The organism is Chryseobacterium lathyri, from assembly GCF_019970085.1.
Taxonomy (GTDB): Bacteria; Bacteroidota; Bacteroidia; order Flavobacteriales; family Weeksellaceae; genus Chryseobacterium; species Chryseobacterium lathyri.
The window spans coordinates 456971-474861 of sequence record NZ_JAHXYG010000003.1 but is presented as its reverse complement, the minus strand read 5'-3'; the positions used below and the strand labels follow the sequence as shown (position 1 = coordinate 474861).

General features: G+C 36.7%; 20 protein-coding genes. 6 read left to right on the top strand and 14 right to left on the bottom strand.

Translation table 11 applies throughout. The features are described from left to right. Together LC418_RS11545 and LC418_RS11540 are read right to left on the bottom strand one after the other, a co-directional pair. Positions 1–726: a LytR/AlgR family response regulator transcription factor gene (locus LC418_RS11545; RefSeq protein ID WP_223559231.1), complete on the bottom strand. Its 726-nt coding sequence runs from the start codon at positions 724–726 to the stop codon at positions 1–3. Beyond that, entirely contained in the window at positions 723–1799 is a 1077-nt protein-coding gene (locus LC418_RS11540; protein ID WP_223559230.1) for a sensor histidine kinase, read from the bottom strand. The genes LC418_RS11545 and LC418_RS11540 overlap by 4 nt, the downstream gene beginning before the upstream one ends. A 192-nt stretch (positions 1800–1991) precedes the next feature. Between LC418_RS11540 and LC418_RS11535 the strand changes: the two genes are divergently transcribed. Both LC418_RS11535 and LC418_RS11530 read left to right on the top strand, forming a co-directional pair. Then, the gene (locus tag LC418_RS11535) at positions 1992–2420 is read left to right on the top strand and encodes a hypothetical protein (RefSeq protein ID WP_223559229.1); all 429 of its coding nucleotides are present in this window, start codon (positions 1992–1994) and stop codon (positions 2418–2420) included. Between the two features lie 3 nt (positions 2421–2423). Next, positions 2424–3236, top strand: coding sequence for a hypothetical protein (locus tag LC418_RS11530; RefSeq protein WP_223559228.1), 813 nt, complete (start codon positions 2424–2426; stop codon positions 3234–3236). A gap of 337 nt (positions 3237–3573) precedes the next feature. Here the strand turns inward: LC418_RS11530 and LC418_RS11525 are convergent, their stop codons facing one another. After that, positions 3574–3909 (bottom strand): DMT family transporter, encoded by a 336-nt coding sequence (locus tag LC418_RS11525; RefSeq protein WP_223559227.1) that lies wholly within the window; start codon positions 3907–3909, stop codon positions 3574–3576. Between the two features lie 1158 nt (positions 3910–5067). Here LC418_RS11525 and LC418_RS11520 point away from each other — a divergent pair. Beyond that, positions 5068–5787, top strand: a complete 720-nt coding sequence (locus LC418_RS11520) for an AAA family ATPase (protein ID WP_111955007.1) — start codon at positions 5068–5070, stop codon at positions 5785–5787. Positions 5788–5934: 147 nt separating this feature from the next. Here the strand turns inward: LC418_RS11520 and LC418_RS11515 are convergent, their stop codons facing one another. Further along, positions 5935–6285 (bottom strand): winged helix-turn-helix transcriptional regulator, encoded by a 351-nt coding sequence (locus LC418_RS11515; protein ID WP_223559226.1) that lies wholly within the window; start codon positions 6283–6285, stop codon positions 5935–5937. An 84-nt stretch (positions 6286–6369) separates the two neighbouring features. Between LC418_RS11515 and LC418_RS11510 the strand changes: the two genes are divergently transcribed. The 3 genes from LC418_RS11510 (at position 6370) to LC418_RS11505 (ending at position 7064) form a co-directional block, all read left to right on the top strand. Next, a complete protein-coding gene (locus LC418_RS11510) occupies positions 6370–6636 on the top strand; it encodes an SDR family oxidoreductase (protein ID WP_262901788.1) in 267 nt (88 codons plus the stop codon). Positions 6637–6644: 8 nt separating this feature from the next. Continuing rightward, on the top strand, positions 6645–6728 hold the full coding sequence (locus tag LC418_RS21135; RefSeq protein WP_420837287.1) for a hypothetical protein: 84 nt from the start codon (positions 6645–6647) through the stop codon (positions 6726–6728). Positions 6729–6914: 186 nt separating this feature from the next. After that, positions 6915–7064, top strand: coding sequence for a hypothetical protein (locus LC418_RS11505; protein WP_223559225.1), 150 nt, complete (start codon positions 6915–6917; stop codon positions 7062–7064). Positions 7065–7134: 70 nt separating this feature from the next. Here the strand turns inward: LC418_RS11505 and gcvP are convergent, their stop codons facing one another. From gcvP to LC418_RS11455, 10 genes are all read right to left on the bottom strand, one after another. Continuing rightward, positions 7135–9993, bottom strand: a complete 2859-nt coding sequence (gene gcvP / locus LC418_RS11500) for an aminomethyl-transferring glycine dehydrogenase (RefSeq protein ID WP_223559224.1) — start codon at positions 9991–9993, stop codon at positions 7135–7137. A 583-nt stretch (positions 9994–10576) separates the two neighbouring features. Further along, positions 10577–11224 (bottom strand): J domain-containing protein, encoded by a 648-nt coding sequence (locus tag LC418_RS11495; protein WP_111954999.1) that lies wholly within the window; start codon positions 11222–11224, stop codon positions 10577–10579. A gap of 376 nt (positions 11225–11600) precedes the next feature. Further along, positions 11601–11867, bottom strand: a complete 267-nt coding sequence (locus LC418_RS11490; RefSeq protein ID WP_223559223.1) for a hypothetical protein — start codon at positions 11865–11867, stop codon at positions 11601–11603. A gap of 88 nt (positions 11868–11955) precedes the next feature. After that, entirely contained in the window at positions 11956–12288 is a 333-nt protein-coding gene (locus LC418_RS11485; protein WP_111954995.1) for a hypothetical protein, read from the bottom strand. A gap of 14 nt (positions 12289–12302) precedes the next feature. After that, positions 12303–12881 carry an RNA polymerase sigma factor gene (locus LC418_RS11480; protein WP_040994467.1) on the bottom strand — a complete coding sequence of 193 codons (579 nt, stop codon included), beginning with the start codon at positions 12879–12881 and terminating at the stop codon, positions 12303–12305. Positions 12882–13240: 359 nt separating this feature from the next. Continuing rightward, complete coding sequence (locus LC418_RS11475; RefSeq protein ID WP_111954993.1) at positions 13241–15247, bottom strand: S9 family peptidase; 2007 nt, start codon at positions 15245–15247, stop codon at positions 13241–13243. Positions 15248–15391: 144 nt separating this feature from the next. Then, entirely contained in the window at positions 15392–15850 is a 459-nt protein-coding gene (locus tag LC418_RS11470) for a DoxX family protein (RefSeq protein ID WP_223559222.1), read from the bottom strand. 122 nt (positions 15851–15972) lie between these two features. Further along, positions 15973–16416: an SRPBCC family protein gene (locus tag LC418_RS11465; RefSeq protein ID WP_223559221.1), complete on the bottom strand. Its 444-nt coding sequence runs from the start codon at positions 16414–16416 to the stop codon at positions 15973–15975. 23 nt (positions 16417–16439) lie between these two features. Beyond that, positions 16440–16868 carry an SRPBCC family protein gene (locus LC418_RS11460; protein ID WP_223559220.1) on the bottom strand — a complete coding sequence of 143 codons (429 nt, stop codon included), beginning with the start codon at positions 16866–16868 and terminating at the stop codon, positions 16440–16442. 123 nt (positions 16869–16991) lie between these two features. Further along, positions 16992–17825, bottom strand: a complete 834-nt coding sequence (locus LC418_RS11455; protein WP_223559219.1) for an SDR family oxidoreductase — start codon at positions 17823–17825, stop codon at positions 16992–16994. Between the last annotated feature and the right edge of the window lie 66 nt (positions 17826–17891).

The window sequence follows — 17891 nt, the reverse complement described above, 5'->3', positions numbered from 1 at the left end:
CTATCCCTCAGAATTCAGAAATCCACCGGCATATTTTGTGAAAAAATCGGATCTGTAGACTTCACCCAGGGGAATCTCAGATTCATCAATATAGATATTATGATTATCAAATGAATCAATAAAATCAAAATTGACTACATAAGATTTGCTTACGCGAAGAAAGGTTTCCCACGAAATTTTCTGGTGGATGGTTTTCAGGTTCATGGCTGTAATGAGTTTCTGCTGCCTGGTGTGGATGACAACATAGTCTTTCAAACCTTCTATAAATTTAATATCTGAAAAGCTGATCTTATAGAATCTCCGGTCTGCTTTGATGAATAAAAAATCTGCCGTATTGGACTCTACTGTATTTTTTACGGTGTCTTTGGATAAAAGCTCTGTGTAAAGAACAGCCTTTTCTATAGCCTTATCCAGTCTTTTGGCGTCTATCGGCTTCAGCAGGTAATCTACTGCCTCCAGTTCATAGCTTTTCAAGGCATACTGGGCATAGGCTGTGGTAAAAATAATCAGGGACTTTTTGGGAAGCATTTCAGCAAATTCCAATCCGGTTACCATTGGCATTTCGATATCCAGGAAGATAAGATCTACATCATTTGTTTTAAGGAAATCCAGAGCTGAAGGAGCATTGGAAAATTCTCCCAGGATTTCGGCTTTTGATGCTTCATTAATCAGCGAACGCATTTCTGTTCTTGCCAAAGGTTCGTCATCTACTATAATACAGTTCATACAGGAATTTTTAAGTTAACGGTGTATTCTTTTTCTCCGGAAATGATTTCCAGGCTGAAGGTGTTTCCGTAGAGGAGCTCGAGCCTTCTTTTAATATTGGCAAGTCCCAGACCGCTGTAGTTTGTACTGGATATAGTCAGGCTTGGATTCATTGAATTGGTGCAGGTGAAATGGAGACTTCTGTTTTCAACACTTATATGTATTGTCACATATGATGTTTTACTGCTGATATCTACACTGTGCTTTACAGCATTTTCAACAAAAGTGGTAAATAAGTTGGGAGGAATAAAAGTACTTTTTAAAGTTCTGCCTTCTGTTTCTGCATTAATATCAAAGGAAAAATTTTCTCTTCTTATTTTTTCAAGATTAAGGAAATTGGACAGAAAATCTATTTCCGAAGTCAGGAGGGTTTTTTCTTCTCCATTTTCATACAGCTGGTACCTTAAAAACTCTGAAAGTTTAACAATTACTGCGGATGCTTTTTCAGGATCTGTTCTTGTAAGCGCTTTTACATTATTCAGCATATTAAAGAGAAAATGCGGGTTGATCTGGTTGCGGAGTTCATTCAGCTCCATCTGCAAGGTAAGATTGTTGAGCTCGGTTATTCTTTTGGTATCATTGATCCATTTCTGAAGCAGCTTCACTGTAGTTGTGGTCAAAATAATCGGGATGCACATTAATATCCCTTCATAGATGCTGCCCTTCTCCCCTTCCTTCTTAATATTTTCCACTCTGAAATCTTCAAAAAAAAATTTAAAACCGTTACCTATCATATTCAACCCGATCACTCCCATAAGCACCAGAAGAATCAGATAGGTAATATATTTTGTTTTAAAGAAAAATTTTGGCACCAGAACATAGATATTAATATATACCATTACAATCAGTATAGCATATACAAACAATAAAGCATAATACTGATAAATTCCGGAATACCAATGCCAGAATCTTGCGCTGTACAGCAGGAAGAAAAAGAAAATAAGGAACAGCAGGTGCCTGCGGAACTTAAACCGGTCTTCAACCAGAAAGTCCATGACAAGTGTTTCCTTAAATTTTAGTGCGCTGTATTTCATAGTATTCTGCCGGTTTTAATACAGAACAAAAATAGAGAATAACGCAAGAAGTCTCCATAATATTATACAAACCCTGCATTTTTTTATACGAATTATAAAGTATAAGGATTTCGTATAAAATAGAAGCGGTTTGGTATAAAAAAAAATTCCTGCTCTATTATTCTGTCTTCCTTTGCCCTGAATTTTATGCTTATGGAATTAGCCGTTTTTCAGGAACTCACAGAAGAAATAACCTCAGAATGCTTTTATATGACAGAATCCCAGCAAGAAGAGAAGATCATACAGATGATCGACCTGCATCATTTTGTAGAATGCTATCATTCGGAAATCAGGATTTTAAACTACATTAAACATCCTATTAATACCGTAGAAGAAAATGGTATCAGAAAAGGAATTTTATTTTATAATCTTAAACATTCTGCCCCGTTCGACTGGAATGCCTTTGAGGAGTACAAAAGACGGAACCTGCTTAAAGAAGTCTGGTTTGTCTTCGTAGAGGAAGATGCTGTTTCCGATACGTTCCGTCATACTGATTTTATTATTGAGAATAGTCTAGAGATATTTTATGACAAAATATTCGTGTTCCATTTTTTCCAATCTGTCATCCATACTTTAAAATAAACTATGAAAACACTGAGAAAAGTTTTTGTTCCACTTGCCATGCTTCCTTTAAAGAATATTGCTTCGGCCCAAAAAAGAGACAGCATTCCGCTGAAAGTAAGAGCATTTTTTGCTGATAAATTTCCACAGACCCGCGATTTTAATATTGATTATACCGTAACTACACCTTATCAATTCTCTTCGAAACTTCAGGGGGCGGATTTGCCTGACAACAAGGTGAAAAGCTTCCAGCAGCTAAAAGCCAATGCCAATATTTATTTCATCAAAAAGAAAAACCTGCTGTTAAGTACTACCCTGAATTACCGTTATACAGCATTCAATACGGAAGCACCGGTTTTATCCGAAACAGATAAAAAGAATGATTACCATTATCATTCCGAAGCGGTCAACCTGAGTTATTTTACAAAATTATTCAATAAAACAGCAATATATACCGCCACTGCTTCAGTGGACGGAAGCGACCGACATTTTGAAAGAATCAGAGGGATGCTGACTGCTTCTGTTGTTTTAAAAGCTACTCCAAAGACAAAAATGCTGGTGGGCCTGGCCGGGTTTATTGATCCCAGCGCGCAGATTCCTTTACTTCCGATATTTACTTATGAAAACAGATTCAACAACGGTTGGGTACTGGATATTCTTCTTCCTAAAAAGTTACTGATCAGAAAGGATATTTTTGCCAACGGCAGGATTTCCCTGGGAACAGAAATGGAGAATACATCATTTTATATTTACCGGAATAACAGAACTTATGAATTCCGGCAGCTGGAAATCAATTCGGGGCTATTTATGAACATAATCTCGGCAGTAATTTTATAGGAACTTTAAAAACCGGGATCAGGGCAGTTCCGCAGGCAAGAGTGTTTGATAAGGAGGAATCTTTTAAAGATTATATTTTTGAAGCCAGCTACAAACCTTCATTCTATTTCAATATCGGGGTATCTTATAATCCGTTTGGAAAACCTAGAGCCAAATAATTTCAAATTTCTGAAAACCATTCAAGAGTTCCTGGAAAAGCAAAACCAGAATTTTTGAATCGGTTTTAAACTGAACCCTTAAATGACTATGCTGAACTTTATCCTAAACTCAGTTTTAAAAATCATTTTAAACCCAAACTCAATTTAATATCTGAAATCTTTAAATCTTAATTAAAAAATCAATGCGTTCCCATTTTTGAAAATACATTAATAACAATCACACCAATCACGATCAGTGCAATTCCTATGATAGCAGGCAGATCCGGCACCTGCTTAAAAGCAATAATACCAATGAGTGTAATAAAGACAATCCCCACTCCGGACCAAATTGCATAGGTTATTCCGACAGGGATCTGACGTAGGGTCAGGCTCAGAAAATAAAATGCAGTAGCATATCCAATAACCGTAATTACAGAAGGCCAAAGCTTTGAAAACTCTTCAGATTTTTTAAGAAAAGTTGTTGCTATGATCTCAAATATGATCGCTAATGCAAGGAATATATAACTGCGTCCCATACAGGCTTGTTTTTTACAAAAATAAGGAAAAGCTATTTCTTTACGTTGAAAACTGACCAATAAAATCAACATTATTGTTCCGTATTATAATGTTATCTAACTTCTTCTATTTCATTTTTATTATATCCCTGATTAATGAGTATGAAGGAAAAAATACTCTAAGAAAATACTTCTCTTAATATCCCTTACTGGTGAATATCAATCAGGGTATTTATTATTAACAATTTACAAAAAGAAAACTTATCCTCTTTAAAAATGTCTGACAGTAATTGTTTCAATCTGTCACTATTTCCAATACATGTGACAAAATTTACAAACGTCTGTCATAAAATTAGTCAGGCTTTAAAAATTTAAGCACAAAATTCACTCCTGAAAAATAAATTTTCTTAACATAATAATTCATCCATTTCCCAAAATCTGACGTTCAAAACCCAAATGAAAAGTAAATGTTATGCACAGCATTTTTAATTTTTTGTTTTATCAAGTCCAATATAGAAGCATTGAAACAGTTGCCAATTTTTTAATTTTTTACAGATAAGACAATAAAGATAGTAATAATTTCATAAAAATATATTAATTTTTTGTAAAAAAAAAGCTTGTTAAAATTAACAATCATTACACTTAACATACTGATATACATCATAATTATTTGCTTTGGCACGTGATTTGAAAACTGTAATATTGCAATTAGAAAATTGATAAAATAAAGTCAAATAATTAAATAAAACAAAAAATGATAACTTACATCGGTATCGCAACATGTGTAGTAGTATTCGCTTCTTACTTTATGACAGTAAAAAGAGAGGAAAGAAACTAAGTTCTATTTAAGGAAAGCTTATAGAACATCTATATTAATTGTATTGTTTATGTTTTTTAATCTGAATAGTCAGATTTGCTCTTTTACTCACTGGAGTAAAAGAGCCCAAAAAACATATCCCTTCAACTGAATTCATAGCAAATTTTATATATCCCAAATAGTCAAGCCGAACCAATAGTCCGGCTTTTCTTGTAACATCTGACCAACAGGCTTTAGCCCGTTCCTATTGAATATTCTACTCTTCCCTACTCTGGACTACCTGCTAATTCTGATTCAGACTTCACTCATCATTCGATAAAGCTTTATCTTTGTACAGATAAGAATTATTTTTAAATTATAGCATGAATCTGTATAATCTCATCATTCAGGATAAAGAGGAGGTAACCCTCAATGACGTATTTCTCGGTAACGACAACAGAGCCCAGCTGGTACAGCTCATTAAAGAACATACTTATGTAAAAGAGCTGCAGGAATATGGTCTTCCGGTAAATAATAAAATCCTCCTGCAGGGAAATTCCGGATGCGGAAAAACCATGACCGCCAAAGCCGTTGCCAATGCTTTGGGCAAAAATATCCTGATTTTAAACCTGAGCAATATCGTTTCGTCCCGAATCGGGGAAACTTCCCAGAATATTAAAATGATCTTTGATAAAGCGGCGAGGGAAAGATCTGTCCTTTTTCTGGACGAACTGGACCAGATTGGGAAAGCAAGAGGGAGCGACGATAAGGATGTAGGCGAAATGAGAAGACTGGTGAACACGTTGATCCAGCTGATCGATTATTATCCTGAAAATGCTCTTTTAATCTGTGCTACAAATCACGCAGAAATCATTGATACTGCCTTACTGAGGCGCTTTCAGCTGAAAATCAGCTATGAAATGCCTTCTGCTGAATTTCTCGATACTTTTTATGATGATCTCCTGTCAAAATTCCCGGAAGACCTGAAAAATATACACCGTAAGTACAATATTTCTTTTGCTGAAGCGAAAGATCATGCTTTGACATCGGTAAAATCAGCTTTAATTAAAAAACTGGAAGCCAGAGAAATCACACAGCCATGAAAGAAGACATCCTCTACAATCTTGAGGTTATTCATGACAGGATAAATAAAGCCTGTTAAAAAACGGGCAGAAATAATGAAGAAAAACAGTAAGCTAACATAGTTTAGCAACCTTGGTTCAATTTCCACGGTAATCATTACCACTCACCTATCTCTTCAAAATAACCTTCCGTAGCCGCTCTTCATGCTGATCTCCCCAATTTCCCAGTGCAGAAATAACAGGAATCAGTGTCTTTCCAAAGTCCGTAAGATAATACTCTACTTTGGGCGGAAGCTGGGCGTAAATGATTTTTGAAACCAGTTCGTGTTCTTCCAGTTCTTTCAGCTGAATATTCAACACCCGCCTTGAAGCATCGGGAATTTTGCGTTGCAGTTCACTCGGGCGTTGATAACCTTCATTAATAAACCAAAGCAAACGGATCTTCCATTTTCCGTACAGCACTTCACCGATCAGGTCAAGGCCGCAATTTAAGTTCAAAGGAATTTTTCTTTCATACATACTGTAAAATTAGCCCAATGTTCTAAAATGTACAATAGAGGGAAAATTAATCCTATGCAATTCGTTTTTCCCTTATTGCCTTAAATGAAGATACTTTGGAAATTTACGCTACCCTATGCCGCTGCAAAGGCAGGCTTACTGAATTACAGCAAAAGCTTATCCAACGAAGTTGCTCCAAAAGGAGTCCGGTTATTAACTGTTTCACCCGGCTGGATCATGACTACAGCTTCTACAAGAATGATGGAACGGATTGCTGAAAGTAACAAAAGTACCGTAGAACAGGCTGTACAGAGTGTAATAGATGCACTGGGAGGAATTCCTTACGGAAGACCGCAAAACCTGAAGAAGTAGCTGAACTCATAGGATTCCTAGTCTCACCAAGAGCTGGCTATCTCACAGGAACCGAATACATTATTGACGGAGGAACAATACCCACGATTTAAATCAATAGTATAATTATCCGTATTTCTCCCGTTTTATATTGATACAATACAATCTAATATTTACTATTTATCACATACAGAATTATTATTCAAATAGACTAATTGGTATCTTTTTTGATCATAAAATCTTTAAAACCAAACAAATACACCTATATGATTAAAAAATTATTCTCGGGCTGTCTATTCATGACAGTAGTATTCTTGTCTTCGTGTGATAAAGATCACAGTACATCACAGGTAAACGATAGTGAAGCATCAATTAAAACAGTTTCAATGGTAACTTTTGGTACCATGGCTGTAGCACTTCTTGTAGCCTACAGCTCCCGAAGAAGGTAGCAGATAAATAATAAAAAAAGCACCCGTTTGATTTTCAAACGGGTGCTTTTATCTTTATTATAATAATTAATTACATATAAGCTTCAATCGGCTCACAGGTACATACTAAGTTTCTGTCTCCGTAGGCTTCGTCCACTCTTGAAACAGAAGCAAAGAATTTGTGGTCTCTTACCCATTCCAGCGGATAAGCAGCTTTTTCTCTGCTATATGGTTTATCCCATGAATCTGAGATAACCAATTGTTCTGTATGAGGAGCGTTTTTAAGCACGTTATTTGCCTGATCTGCTTCTCCGTTGGCAATCTCATCAATCTCTTTTTTGATTGAGATTAATGCCTCTGCAAAACGGTCGATTTCAGACTTGCTTTCAGATTCTGTAGGCTCTATCATTAATGTTCCTGCTACAGGGAAAGAAACAGTAGGTGCATGGAATCCATAATCCATCAGTCTCTTCGCCACATCAGCTACTTCAATTCCTAAAGATTTGAACTGACGGAAATCTACGATACATTCGTGAGCCACTCTTCCGTTCTCGTTTGAATATAAGATCGGGAAATGCTCTGCTAATATCTCTTTCAGATAATTCGCATTCATGATGGCATGGCCTGTTGCTTTCTTCAGTCCATCCGTTCCCAACATCTTAATGTAAGAATAAGAAATGTTAAGAATAAGACCTGAACCGTAAGGTGCTGCAGAAATACCGTCGATCGCATCTTTAGAACCGATTTTGATATTGGCATTGGAAGGAAGGAAAGGAACCAGGTGCTTGGCCACACAGATCGGACCTACTCCAGGACCTCCGCCACCGTGAGGAATTGCGAAAGTTTTGTGTAAGTTCAGGTGACAAACATCTGCTCCAATGTTTCCAGGACTTGTGAATCCTACCTGAGCGTTCATATTGGCACCATCCATATATACTTGTCCACCATGTTTGTGGATCAGGCTTGTAATTTCTTTAATATTGTCATCAAAGAATCCGTATGTTGACGGATAAGTGATCATTACACAAGATAAGTTCTCAGAATGCTGTTCTGTTTTAGCTTTTAAATCTTCAAAATCAATTTGTCCGCTTTCAAGATTTTTAACCACTACAATTTTCATTCCCGCCATTGCTGCAGAAGCTGGGTTTGTTCCGTGTGCAGACTGAGGGATCAGTACTACATTTCTGTGGCCTTCACCTCTTGAAATGTGATATTCTCTGATCACCATTAATCCTGCATACTCTCCTTGAGCTCCGGAGTTCGGCTGTAATGAAGTTCCTGCGAAACCAGTAATTTCAGCAAGATCTTTTTCAAGTTCTTTGATCATTTCCTGGTAACCTCCGGCCTGATCTACCGGTACAAACGGGTGAACACTTCCCCAATCTGCCCAGGAAAGCGGAAGCATCTGAGTCGCTGCGTTCAGTTTCATGGTACAAGATCCAAGAGAGATCATTGAATGCGTTAATGACAGGTCTTTTCTTTCAAGACGTTTGATGTAACGCATCAATTCTGTTTCCGTATGGTATTTATTGAATACCTGCTCCGTAAGAATTTCATCTTTTCTCAAAAATTCTTCAGGAATGCTGTATCCTTCTTTAATTTCTAATTTGAAAGTCTGCTTGTCTTTAAACTGAGCGAAAGAAGCCATCAGATAATTTAATTTCTCCAATGTTGTACTTTCATTGATCGCAATACTTACCACTCCTTCTGTGAAATAGTTCAGATTAAGTCTGTGATCAAGCATCATTCTCATTAACCTTCCTTTTTCATCTTCGCTCATTGTGATTTTCACAGTATCGAAGATTGGCTCTTCAACGGTTTGGTATCCTAACGCTTTAAGACCGTTCTTCAAAGCATTGGCTTTAAAGTGGATCTGATCAGCAATGTAGTTTAATCCTTTCGGACCGTGATAAACTGCATACATTCCTGCCATTACTGCAAGAAGTACCTGTGCTGTACAGATGTTGGAAGTGGCTCTTTCTCTTTTGATGTGCTGCTCTCTGGTCTGAAGCGCCATTCTCAGTGCACGTTTTCCATACATATCCTGAGAAACCCCGATGATTCTTCCCGGAATATCTCTTTTATAATCTTCTCTGCAAGAGAAAAATGCTGCGTGAGGACCTCCGTACCCTAATGGAATACCAAATCTCTGTGAAGTTCCAACCGCACAGTCAGCTCCCATAGAAGCCGGTGACTTTAATTTAACCAAAGCCATCGGATCACAAGCTACCACTACCTGCAGATCTAATTTTTTATAGTCTACGATATCTTCTGTGTAATCCAGAACGATTCCGTTTTTACCAGGATACTGTAATAAAACACCATAATAAGTTTCATCAAACTGGTGAGTTTTATGATCACCTTCCACGATTTCGATGGCTAAACCTTCTGCTTTGGTTTTTAAAACAGAAACGGTTTGAGGTAAAACAAGATCGGAAACGAAGAATTTGTTGGCATTCGCTTTTTTCTGGTCCTTCGTTCTGTTGTTAAAGAACATGTGCATCGCCTCTGCAGCCGCTGTAGACTCATCTAAAAGAGAGGCATTAGCCAGTTCAAAGCCTGTAAGATCGCACACTACGGTCTGGAAATTCAGAAGCGCCTCCAGTCTTCCCTGGGCGATTTCCGCCTGATAAGGAGTATACGCCGTGTACCAGCTTGGGTTTTCAAAGATATTTCTCTGAATAGCTGATGGTAAAAGGGTATTGTGATATCCAAAACCAATGTAGCTCGTATAATCAGTATTCTTCGATGCCAAATCTTTCGAATGGTTCAGCATTTCGTATTCTGAAAGCGGTGCCGAGATCTCAAGATCTTTCTCTAAACGGATAGAAGAAGGAATGGTCTGAGAAATTAGTTCTTCAATACTTGAAACGCCCAATTTTTCCAACATCGCCTGTTTATCGGCTTCATTAAGGGAAATGTGACGGCTCACAAACTGTTCTGTATTCATTTTTATTTATTAGATTTTGTTCGTAAAAAAGATTCGTAAAATTACAATTTTTTAAACGATTGTACAAGAGTCTGAAATTGCCGAAACAATAGGGAAAATTCCGGATCAGTTAAAAAAAGAAACGATATAAAAACTATTTATTACATAAAATTTAAAAGCTCAACTTTTTAAGTTTCAATATAAGGTTTTGTTAAACTGACCGTGCAAAAAATAGATCAGTTTAAAACTTGCATTTAAATTTTATTCAGTCTAAATTTTAGTTTTTTGTTTATACTGATTATTATTTTCAGGTAATTTTTTGGACCTAAAAACTATGCTTTCATTCTAAAATCAGGAATTGGATACCTGATAAACACACTGATAAACAGGGGTGATAAGATTTATAAAATTTTATTAATTATATTTATTCTAAATTAATATATTTGCAGTATGAATATGATTATCCCATTTAAAGTACCGCCTTTATCGCCAGTATACTCATTCAATAATGAAGACATGTTCTGTGAAAAGAAATCATGTTGTAAGAAATTTAAAAAGGGAAAAAGATGTAAAAAGTGCCCGGGAAGGAAAAAGATGGCTTAAACTAGCCAAAATTTCTGAACAGGAAATATATTGCTGCCGCCAAAATAAGAATTCCCCAGATCAGCATCATGATCTTTGGCTGGCCTGTTCTGTTGATTGGTGTTCTTGGCTGAGGCTTAAACATTTCCTCAACACTGTTTTTAAACTGAGCAGCATCATTCTCAAAGACTTCAGTAATCGTAATTCCCTGTACCGCAGTTTTGTGAAGCAAAGAATTTGTCGCATGAAGCAAAAGCTGGAATTTTCCGTCTTTAAATTCCGTAATCTTAAAAATCCGTTCTCCAAAAGGTTTTTCCAGGCCGAAAGGCAGTATTTTTACCACATCGGCATTATTCGTCTGCCAGTTAATGATAATCTCCTCCCCTTTTTTTGCATGAATTTTATTGGACGTAAAAGTTTTGATAGAAGGCGGAGTATTGTATCTGAAACTCTTCTGATGACTCTCTAAATTCTGATCATAGGTACGTCTCTTTCCTGAATCACTCAATATTTCATACGCTTCCTGAATTTCACGGAAACGCCCGGCAAAGAAATCATCATTATCATTCTTGTCCGGATGATATTTCAAAGATAATTTTCTATAAGCCTTTTTGATGTCTTCTTCTGAAGCATCCGGAGAAATCCCGAGAAAATAGTAGTAGTCTTTCATTGAGCTACACAAAAATAGGAATTTATTTTTTTTCTTATTGAAAATACAGAGGGCTATTTGATGAAAAATAATGATGTAAGGTCTCGTTTTGTTTCCATAATAAAATTTCACAGTGTCATTGCGAGCGAAGCGAAGCAATCTCTTTTAATGCAAAGACCACAAAGATTTTTTGAACATTTGATGTTTTTAAGATCGCAAAGGCGTCTCACTTAGCAAAAGATTCTAAATATGCTGTGCTTTTCTTGTGGCTGAAGCCTTTGAAGTCATCTGTATTTGAGATTGCTTCGCTTCACTGGCAATGACAATAAAAAATTCCGGCGCGGGAAGCTTTGCTTCCCGCGCCGGAATTAACAATTTCAATTTAGTTATGTACTGCTTAAGCTTCTGCAGTATTGTCCTTATGTCCTGTTTTGCAGCATCTTGAAGCGAATTCTTTTTTGAATTTCCCTTTCAGTTCCTGATACTGTTCTTCGTTCATTTCTCTGATCTTATCTGCCAAGCCGAAAGGCGATTTTTCTTTGATTCCGTATTCGCTGAAAATACCTTTTATAAATCTTTTTCTTTGTATTGCTTTTTTGGCAACTAATGCCACTCCTACAACGGCTAATGCTCCCAGAGCTCCTTTTAATGCTGAATTTTTCATTTTTTCAAAATTTTAAATTTTACTACTTCTTGTTTTTTATAGAGACGGATGAATTTCAATTTTACTTTACTACTTCTTAAATTTTAAATTATCCGTTATTTCTGTTGAAGAATCCTCCTGAACATCTGTTTTTCCATACTTCTTTAAATTTTTCCCGTTCTTCAGGAGATAGTCCAGCCATTTTCTCTCTCATTTTCCTTTCTTTAAAGTCTCTCACTCCTTTTCCGAAATGAAATCCTCCAAAAAGAATCTTACTTAAGATAAGAATCCCCATTGCCTGCCAGAATGTAATGGATTTTACCCCCAGGATCTCAGGAAGCAGACAGTTCCAAAGCCACATCACAATAAATGTAACGGTAATTAAGATCAATGGCGGACATAAGAGTAAAAAAATCCAGCCTTTTTTGTGTTTATGATTCATAATTTTCTTCTTTACTAACTATTTAAATCTTCGTATAATTTTCTCAGTCTGTTTCTTAAATGCTTTACAGCATAGTTTTTCCTACTGATAATGGTTTTAATATTTTCTCCCTGTTCATCAGCAATCTGCTGCAGGGTTTTGTCGTTCAGTTCATTTTCCACATAGACTAATCTTTGTTTCTCAGGAAGTTCGTCCAATGCTTCGAAAAGCTTTTTCCAGATTTCGTCCTGGAACATTTTAACTTCGGGGCCTGCACTCTCGTCCAGCAATAAGATATCTTTGATAGAAAAACTTCCGTCTTCATCTTCATAGACAAAATCTTCAAGATTTTCAGTTTTCTTTTTGCGGTAACGGTCGGTGATTTTATTAGCAGTCACCCTATACAGCCAGCCGCCTACATTCACAATCTCGGAAAGATTGGTCAGACTGCTGAACTGAAACCACACTTCCTGCAGAATATCTTCCGCATCTTCTGTGTTTTTCACTTTCGGACGAATATAAGACATCAGTTTTCCTCCGTACTTTGAAACGGTTTGTGAGATGATGCTTGCTTTCTCCTCTTGTGGCATTGTTATTTCTTCGACAACCTCCATATTGCTATGACGATCTGCCTTTTGATTTTACTTTAATAAATTTAAAAAAAATTATTAACTGTTGGGATTTTGTTTCTGGATGCGGATTTGTGAATTTGGGGTAAGAGAGTTTTAGAGTAGAAGATGAAAGGAATATGATCCGCGATTTCAGTTGCGAGTTGATGGATTATGACTTTTGAGTATTTGAATTGTAAATAATCGCTCCTTAATCTCAATCTTAACTTCAACTTCAACCTCAATCTCATATCTGACATCTAGCATCTTGACTCTTGACTCTTGGCTCTTGGCTCTTCTTGAGTCTATCTAAAAAAAACGGAAAGCATTACACTCTCCGTCTCTATCGTTATAAAAATGAAATTTTATTTTTTGTTGAAATTCTCTGCAAAGAAGCCCAGCATATATTTATAAAGCTCCAGTCTGTTTGGTTCTTTTCCAAATCCGTGCCCTTCATCATATTTTACCAGGTATGGAACTTCAAAGCCTTTTGCACGCATTGCTTTTACAATTTGGTCAGACTCATTGATGTTGACTCTTGGGTCATTGGCCCCCTGTACCACAAATAAAGGTTTTTTAATTTTATCGATCTGGAAAACCGGAGAAACTTCTTTGGCAATTTTTGCTTCTTCAGGATTATCAAGATCATACCAGATCTGTTTTACCATTTCTTTGTAAGGCTTCCAGTATTCCGGGAAGGAGTCGAAGAAGGTAAAAATATTGGATACTCCTACGTAATCCACACCACAGGCATACAGGTCCGGAGTTTTGATAAGCCCCATCAGCGTAGCATAACCACCATGACTTCCTCCATAGATCGCAATCTTATCTTTATCTACCCAACCCTGCTCAATGACATACTTCACTCCATCCTCCACATCATCCATTGCCTTTCTTCCGATCTGCTTGTATCCTGCTTTCTGAAATTCTTTTCCGTAGCCTCCGGAAATTCTAAAGTTCACCTGGAGCGTTGCATACCCTCTGCTGGCAAAGAGCTGTGTTTCCGGGTTGAATCCCCATTCATCACGGATTCCCTGCGGACCGCCGTGAGGATTGACAATTAGAGGCACTTTTTTACCTTCAAGAGCAGCTTTTGGAAGGGTTATATATCCACGAATCGTTAATCCGTCCCTGCTTTTGAATTCGATAGGCCTCATTTCTGCCATATCTTCTTCTTTCAGCTGGGGCATCAGGTTATAAAGAAGATTTATCTTTTTACTTTTTGTATCGTATTCGTAATAGGCTCCATAGAATTTGTCGCTTCCTACATATACCAAAAGTTTATCATTATTATCATCTGAAGAAACGATAGAAAACTGTTTGTCTTTAAATTCAGATTTCAGCTTAGCATCAATTTCTTTATAAAACTGGCTTACCGGAACGGTTTCACTTTTGATCCCGTCATAGCTTACGTAATCGAGTTCATAATTCCTGTTTTTGCCGGCAACGCTTATGGAGCTTACATCAAAGACAGGATTGGAATATACTTCTCTGATCACTGCATTCTTCTTAAGGTCATACAGTACAATCCTGGACTTATCACTGTCCAGATTGGTCACAACATAAGCTTCATCCTTATTTTTGGAATTATCATTAAGTCCTATGATACTGAAAGTATCCTTCCAGTCTGTGGATTTAAGCAGGTTAAATTTCCCAGTCTGCAAATCTTTATAGTAAGTCTTGGTCGTTAGCCCATTTTCAAGGACGGTATATCCTCTGAGGTTCCCGTCTTTGTCAAAAATATAATCATCGATAGGACTGTTTACATCTTTATTTTCATACAGCTGGGTCATTTCTCCCGTGTTGAAATTGATCTTATAGGGTTCAAAGATCTGTTTGTTGTTTTTATTCATAGTCACTACAACAAATTCCGTATCCTTTATCAGCTTAACAGTTCCCAGCGTAATCCCATCGAAAGGAGTCAGGTCTTTAAGGTTTTTTCCGTCAATATCTGCTGCGTAAAGATGGATATTTTCATTCCCTCCTTTATCCTGGGTAAAGAAAAGGCGTTTTTTATCCAGCCAGCCATAGCTCTTGATAAGGTCATCTTTTTCAACAATCGCTTTAGTGATTTTGCCTGTTTTCAATTCTTTTACATAGACATGGTTCTTCTTGTCTTTATCTTTTTCTTTATAAGAGAGATACTGTCCATCCGGAGATATTTTAAACTGTGAAGCACTGGGTCTTGCAAAGTAATCTTCTACTTTATATTTGAAGTTTCCCTTATCATAAGAAATCAGTTTCTCAAGATTTGCTTTAGTGGATGGAAGCGTAGGATCGCCCGGCAGTTTTGCCGTTGAGGTCTGTGCATTAATCATAATTGCTGACAGTACGACTTGAGCCGCACCAAAAATTTTAGTATTAATATTCATAATTCATATTTTGGATGTTAAATTGCCTAGCCAGATCTTAAATTAATAAAAATCTTATATATAATATGACAGTATTACCCGCAAAATGTTACATACATTACGAAATTTTATGAAAAAAGATTTAAAAACAATAATAGTTCGCTTCTAATGTAGGTAAATTCCAAAATACCAGGTCCAAGCAATCAGGATAAGCTGCATTGGGATTCTTTGGGTGTAAAGGTATTTCATGCCCGGCCCGGTATAGTCCGCTTTGAAAATATTGATTTTTTTTCTTGAAGAATTGATATTAGCGATAAAAACCAAAATATAAAAGATAATCAGCAGTATAGCCGTTATTTCTCTTATTGAAGGAATCATCAGACCAATTCCCGCAGCAATTTCAAGGACTCCTGTAAAATACACCCAAAACATTTTACCGGGAACAAAATCGGGAATCATCATAGCCATTCCTTTCTGGAATTTAAAATGCGAAAATCCTGTGAAGAGAATAAATACAGCCATACCCAGATTCCCGGAGAATAAAAAATCCGGCTTTCCCTGAAATATATAAGTTCCTACCAAAGCAAGAATAAATGTTGCGAAAAGGATCGTTAATAATTTCATGTTTTTTTATTTTATTTACTGTACTAAAAGATAGAAGAAATTTTACAATACTGTACCGTCATGCATGAATAAAACCACATAGATGAAAACTATGTGGTTTTTCTTTTTATACCAGGAACAAATTATTTGTTTTCAGCAAGATTTTTTACAACTTCCAGCCCCTGCGTGAATCCTTTGTCCATATCGTCTTTCCATTCTTTTTCAACCTGTACTTCAACATGAAGCTTTGTTTTCCCTTCCAGATCAATAAGAATGTATTTTTCAAAACAGCCGCTCCACTCCATTACTTCTTTGCTTTGGGTGTCTTCATTTCCTTCTTTATCTACCATTCCCAGATGTTTAAAAACAATCTGGTTAGGCTCATCCAGGCTATCAATGGTTGATACCATTCCTGCACCTTCTGCATTCACGAAGTAGGTTTTTCCGCCTACTTTCCAGTCAGATTTCATTTTGGATCCGGAACCGAAAAATTTTGTCCATTCGGTATAAGTATCCGGATTCCAAAGAACGTCCCAGACTTTCTGTGATGGAGCGTCGATTATAATTTCGTAGGATAAGGTTTCCATATTTTATATTTTTGTGGTTGATATTACAATTGATTTTCTGAAAGATTTTTCACAATTCCCAAAGCATTTGGAAATTTTTCTTCAAAAAAACTTTTAAATTCCCCGGGTGTCTGAATTTCAATTTTCAGTATTGTCCCTGTTGGGGTTTCTTCTAAAATATAGCCTTCTGTGGCTTCACCCCAATCCTGTTCAGTTTCCACACCGCCATAAATTTCTCCAAGGTGCAGAAATTTCATTTCTTTATTGGGTATATTTTTTTCAACCCGGCTGAACATTCCGTTATTATCCGGATCAAAAAATTTAATAATACTTCCTTCTTCAAAGGTTCCCATATAGAAAGAACCTTCTGTAAATGCTGTTGTCCATTGCCTGTATGTCATATCACTCCAAAGCACGTCCCAAACTTTTTCAGGGGGCGCATCGATTTGAATCTCAAAAAATAATTTCTGCATTGTTTTTTTATTAGATGTTAGATGGTTAGAAATTAGAAGTTAGTTTTTTAAACATTAGATTTTAGATCGTAGATGTCGCGTTTTTCTAACTTCTAACTTCTAACTTCTTGTTTCTATTTTCAATCAGCCTCCCACAAAATCACCGCCATTGATATGGATGACTTCTCCTGTAATATAATCTGCATCTTTGGAGGCAAGAAAAACGTAAGCCGGAGCTACTTCTGATGGCTGTCCTGCCCGTTTCAGAGGTGTATCTTTTCCAAATGTTGACAGATCATCAAAGGTTTCTTTTACAAGAGGTGTCCATATTGGCCCGGGAGCAATTCCGTTGACTAAGATTTTTTTTTCAGCAAGATTGGTTGAAAGGGAACGTATAAAAGATAAAATAGCTCCTTTTGTAGCCGCATAATCAATCAGATGATCACTACCCCTGTATGCTGTAACCGACGTAGTACAAATAATACGACCTCCTTCACCAATTAACGGTAGAAAATCTCTTGTAAAAGAAATCATGGAGATGATATTGGTATTAAAAGTTTCCTGGATCTGCTCATCGGAGATTTTTTCAAGACTGTTTTTTGAGGTATGAATTCCTGCATTATTAACGAGGATATCCAGATCCTTCCAGTCCTTTTTTATCTTTTCCACGCATTTTGTTCTGAAAGCTTTTTTGGTAAGATCTCCCTTGATAAGGATGCATTGCTGTCCTTCTTTTTCAACAAGCTTTCTTGTTTCTTTGGCATCGTCATCGCTTTCTTTATAAATAATTGCGACGTCTGCTCCCTCTCTTGCAAAATGAACGGCTACAGCCTGTCCTATCCCACTATCTCCGCCTGAAATAACAGCTTTTTTTCCTTGAAGTTTACGGCTTCCCCGGTAATCATTCCGGATGATCTCCGGAAAGATTCCTTCTTTGGGAACTTTTGATTTAGATTGTGATCTGTTCTGTGTTTTCATAAGCAAATCTTTTTGTAAAACCACATCAAACGGCAAGCCGAAAGCTGAAATTCAAATGGAGAAACA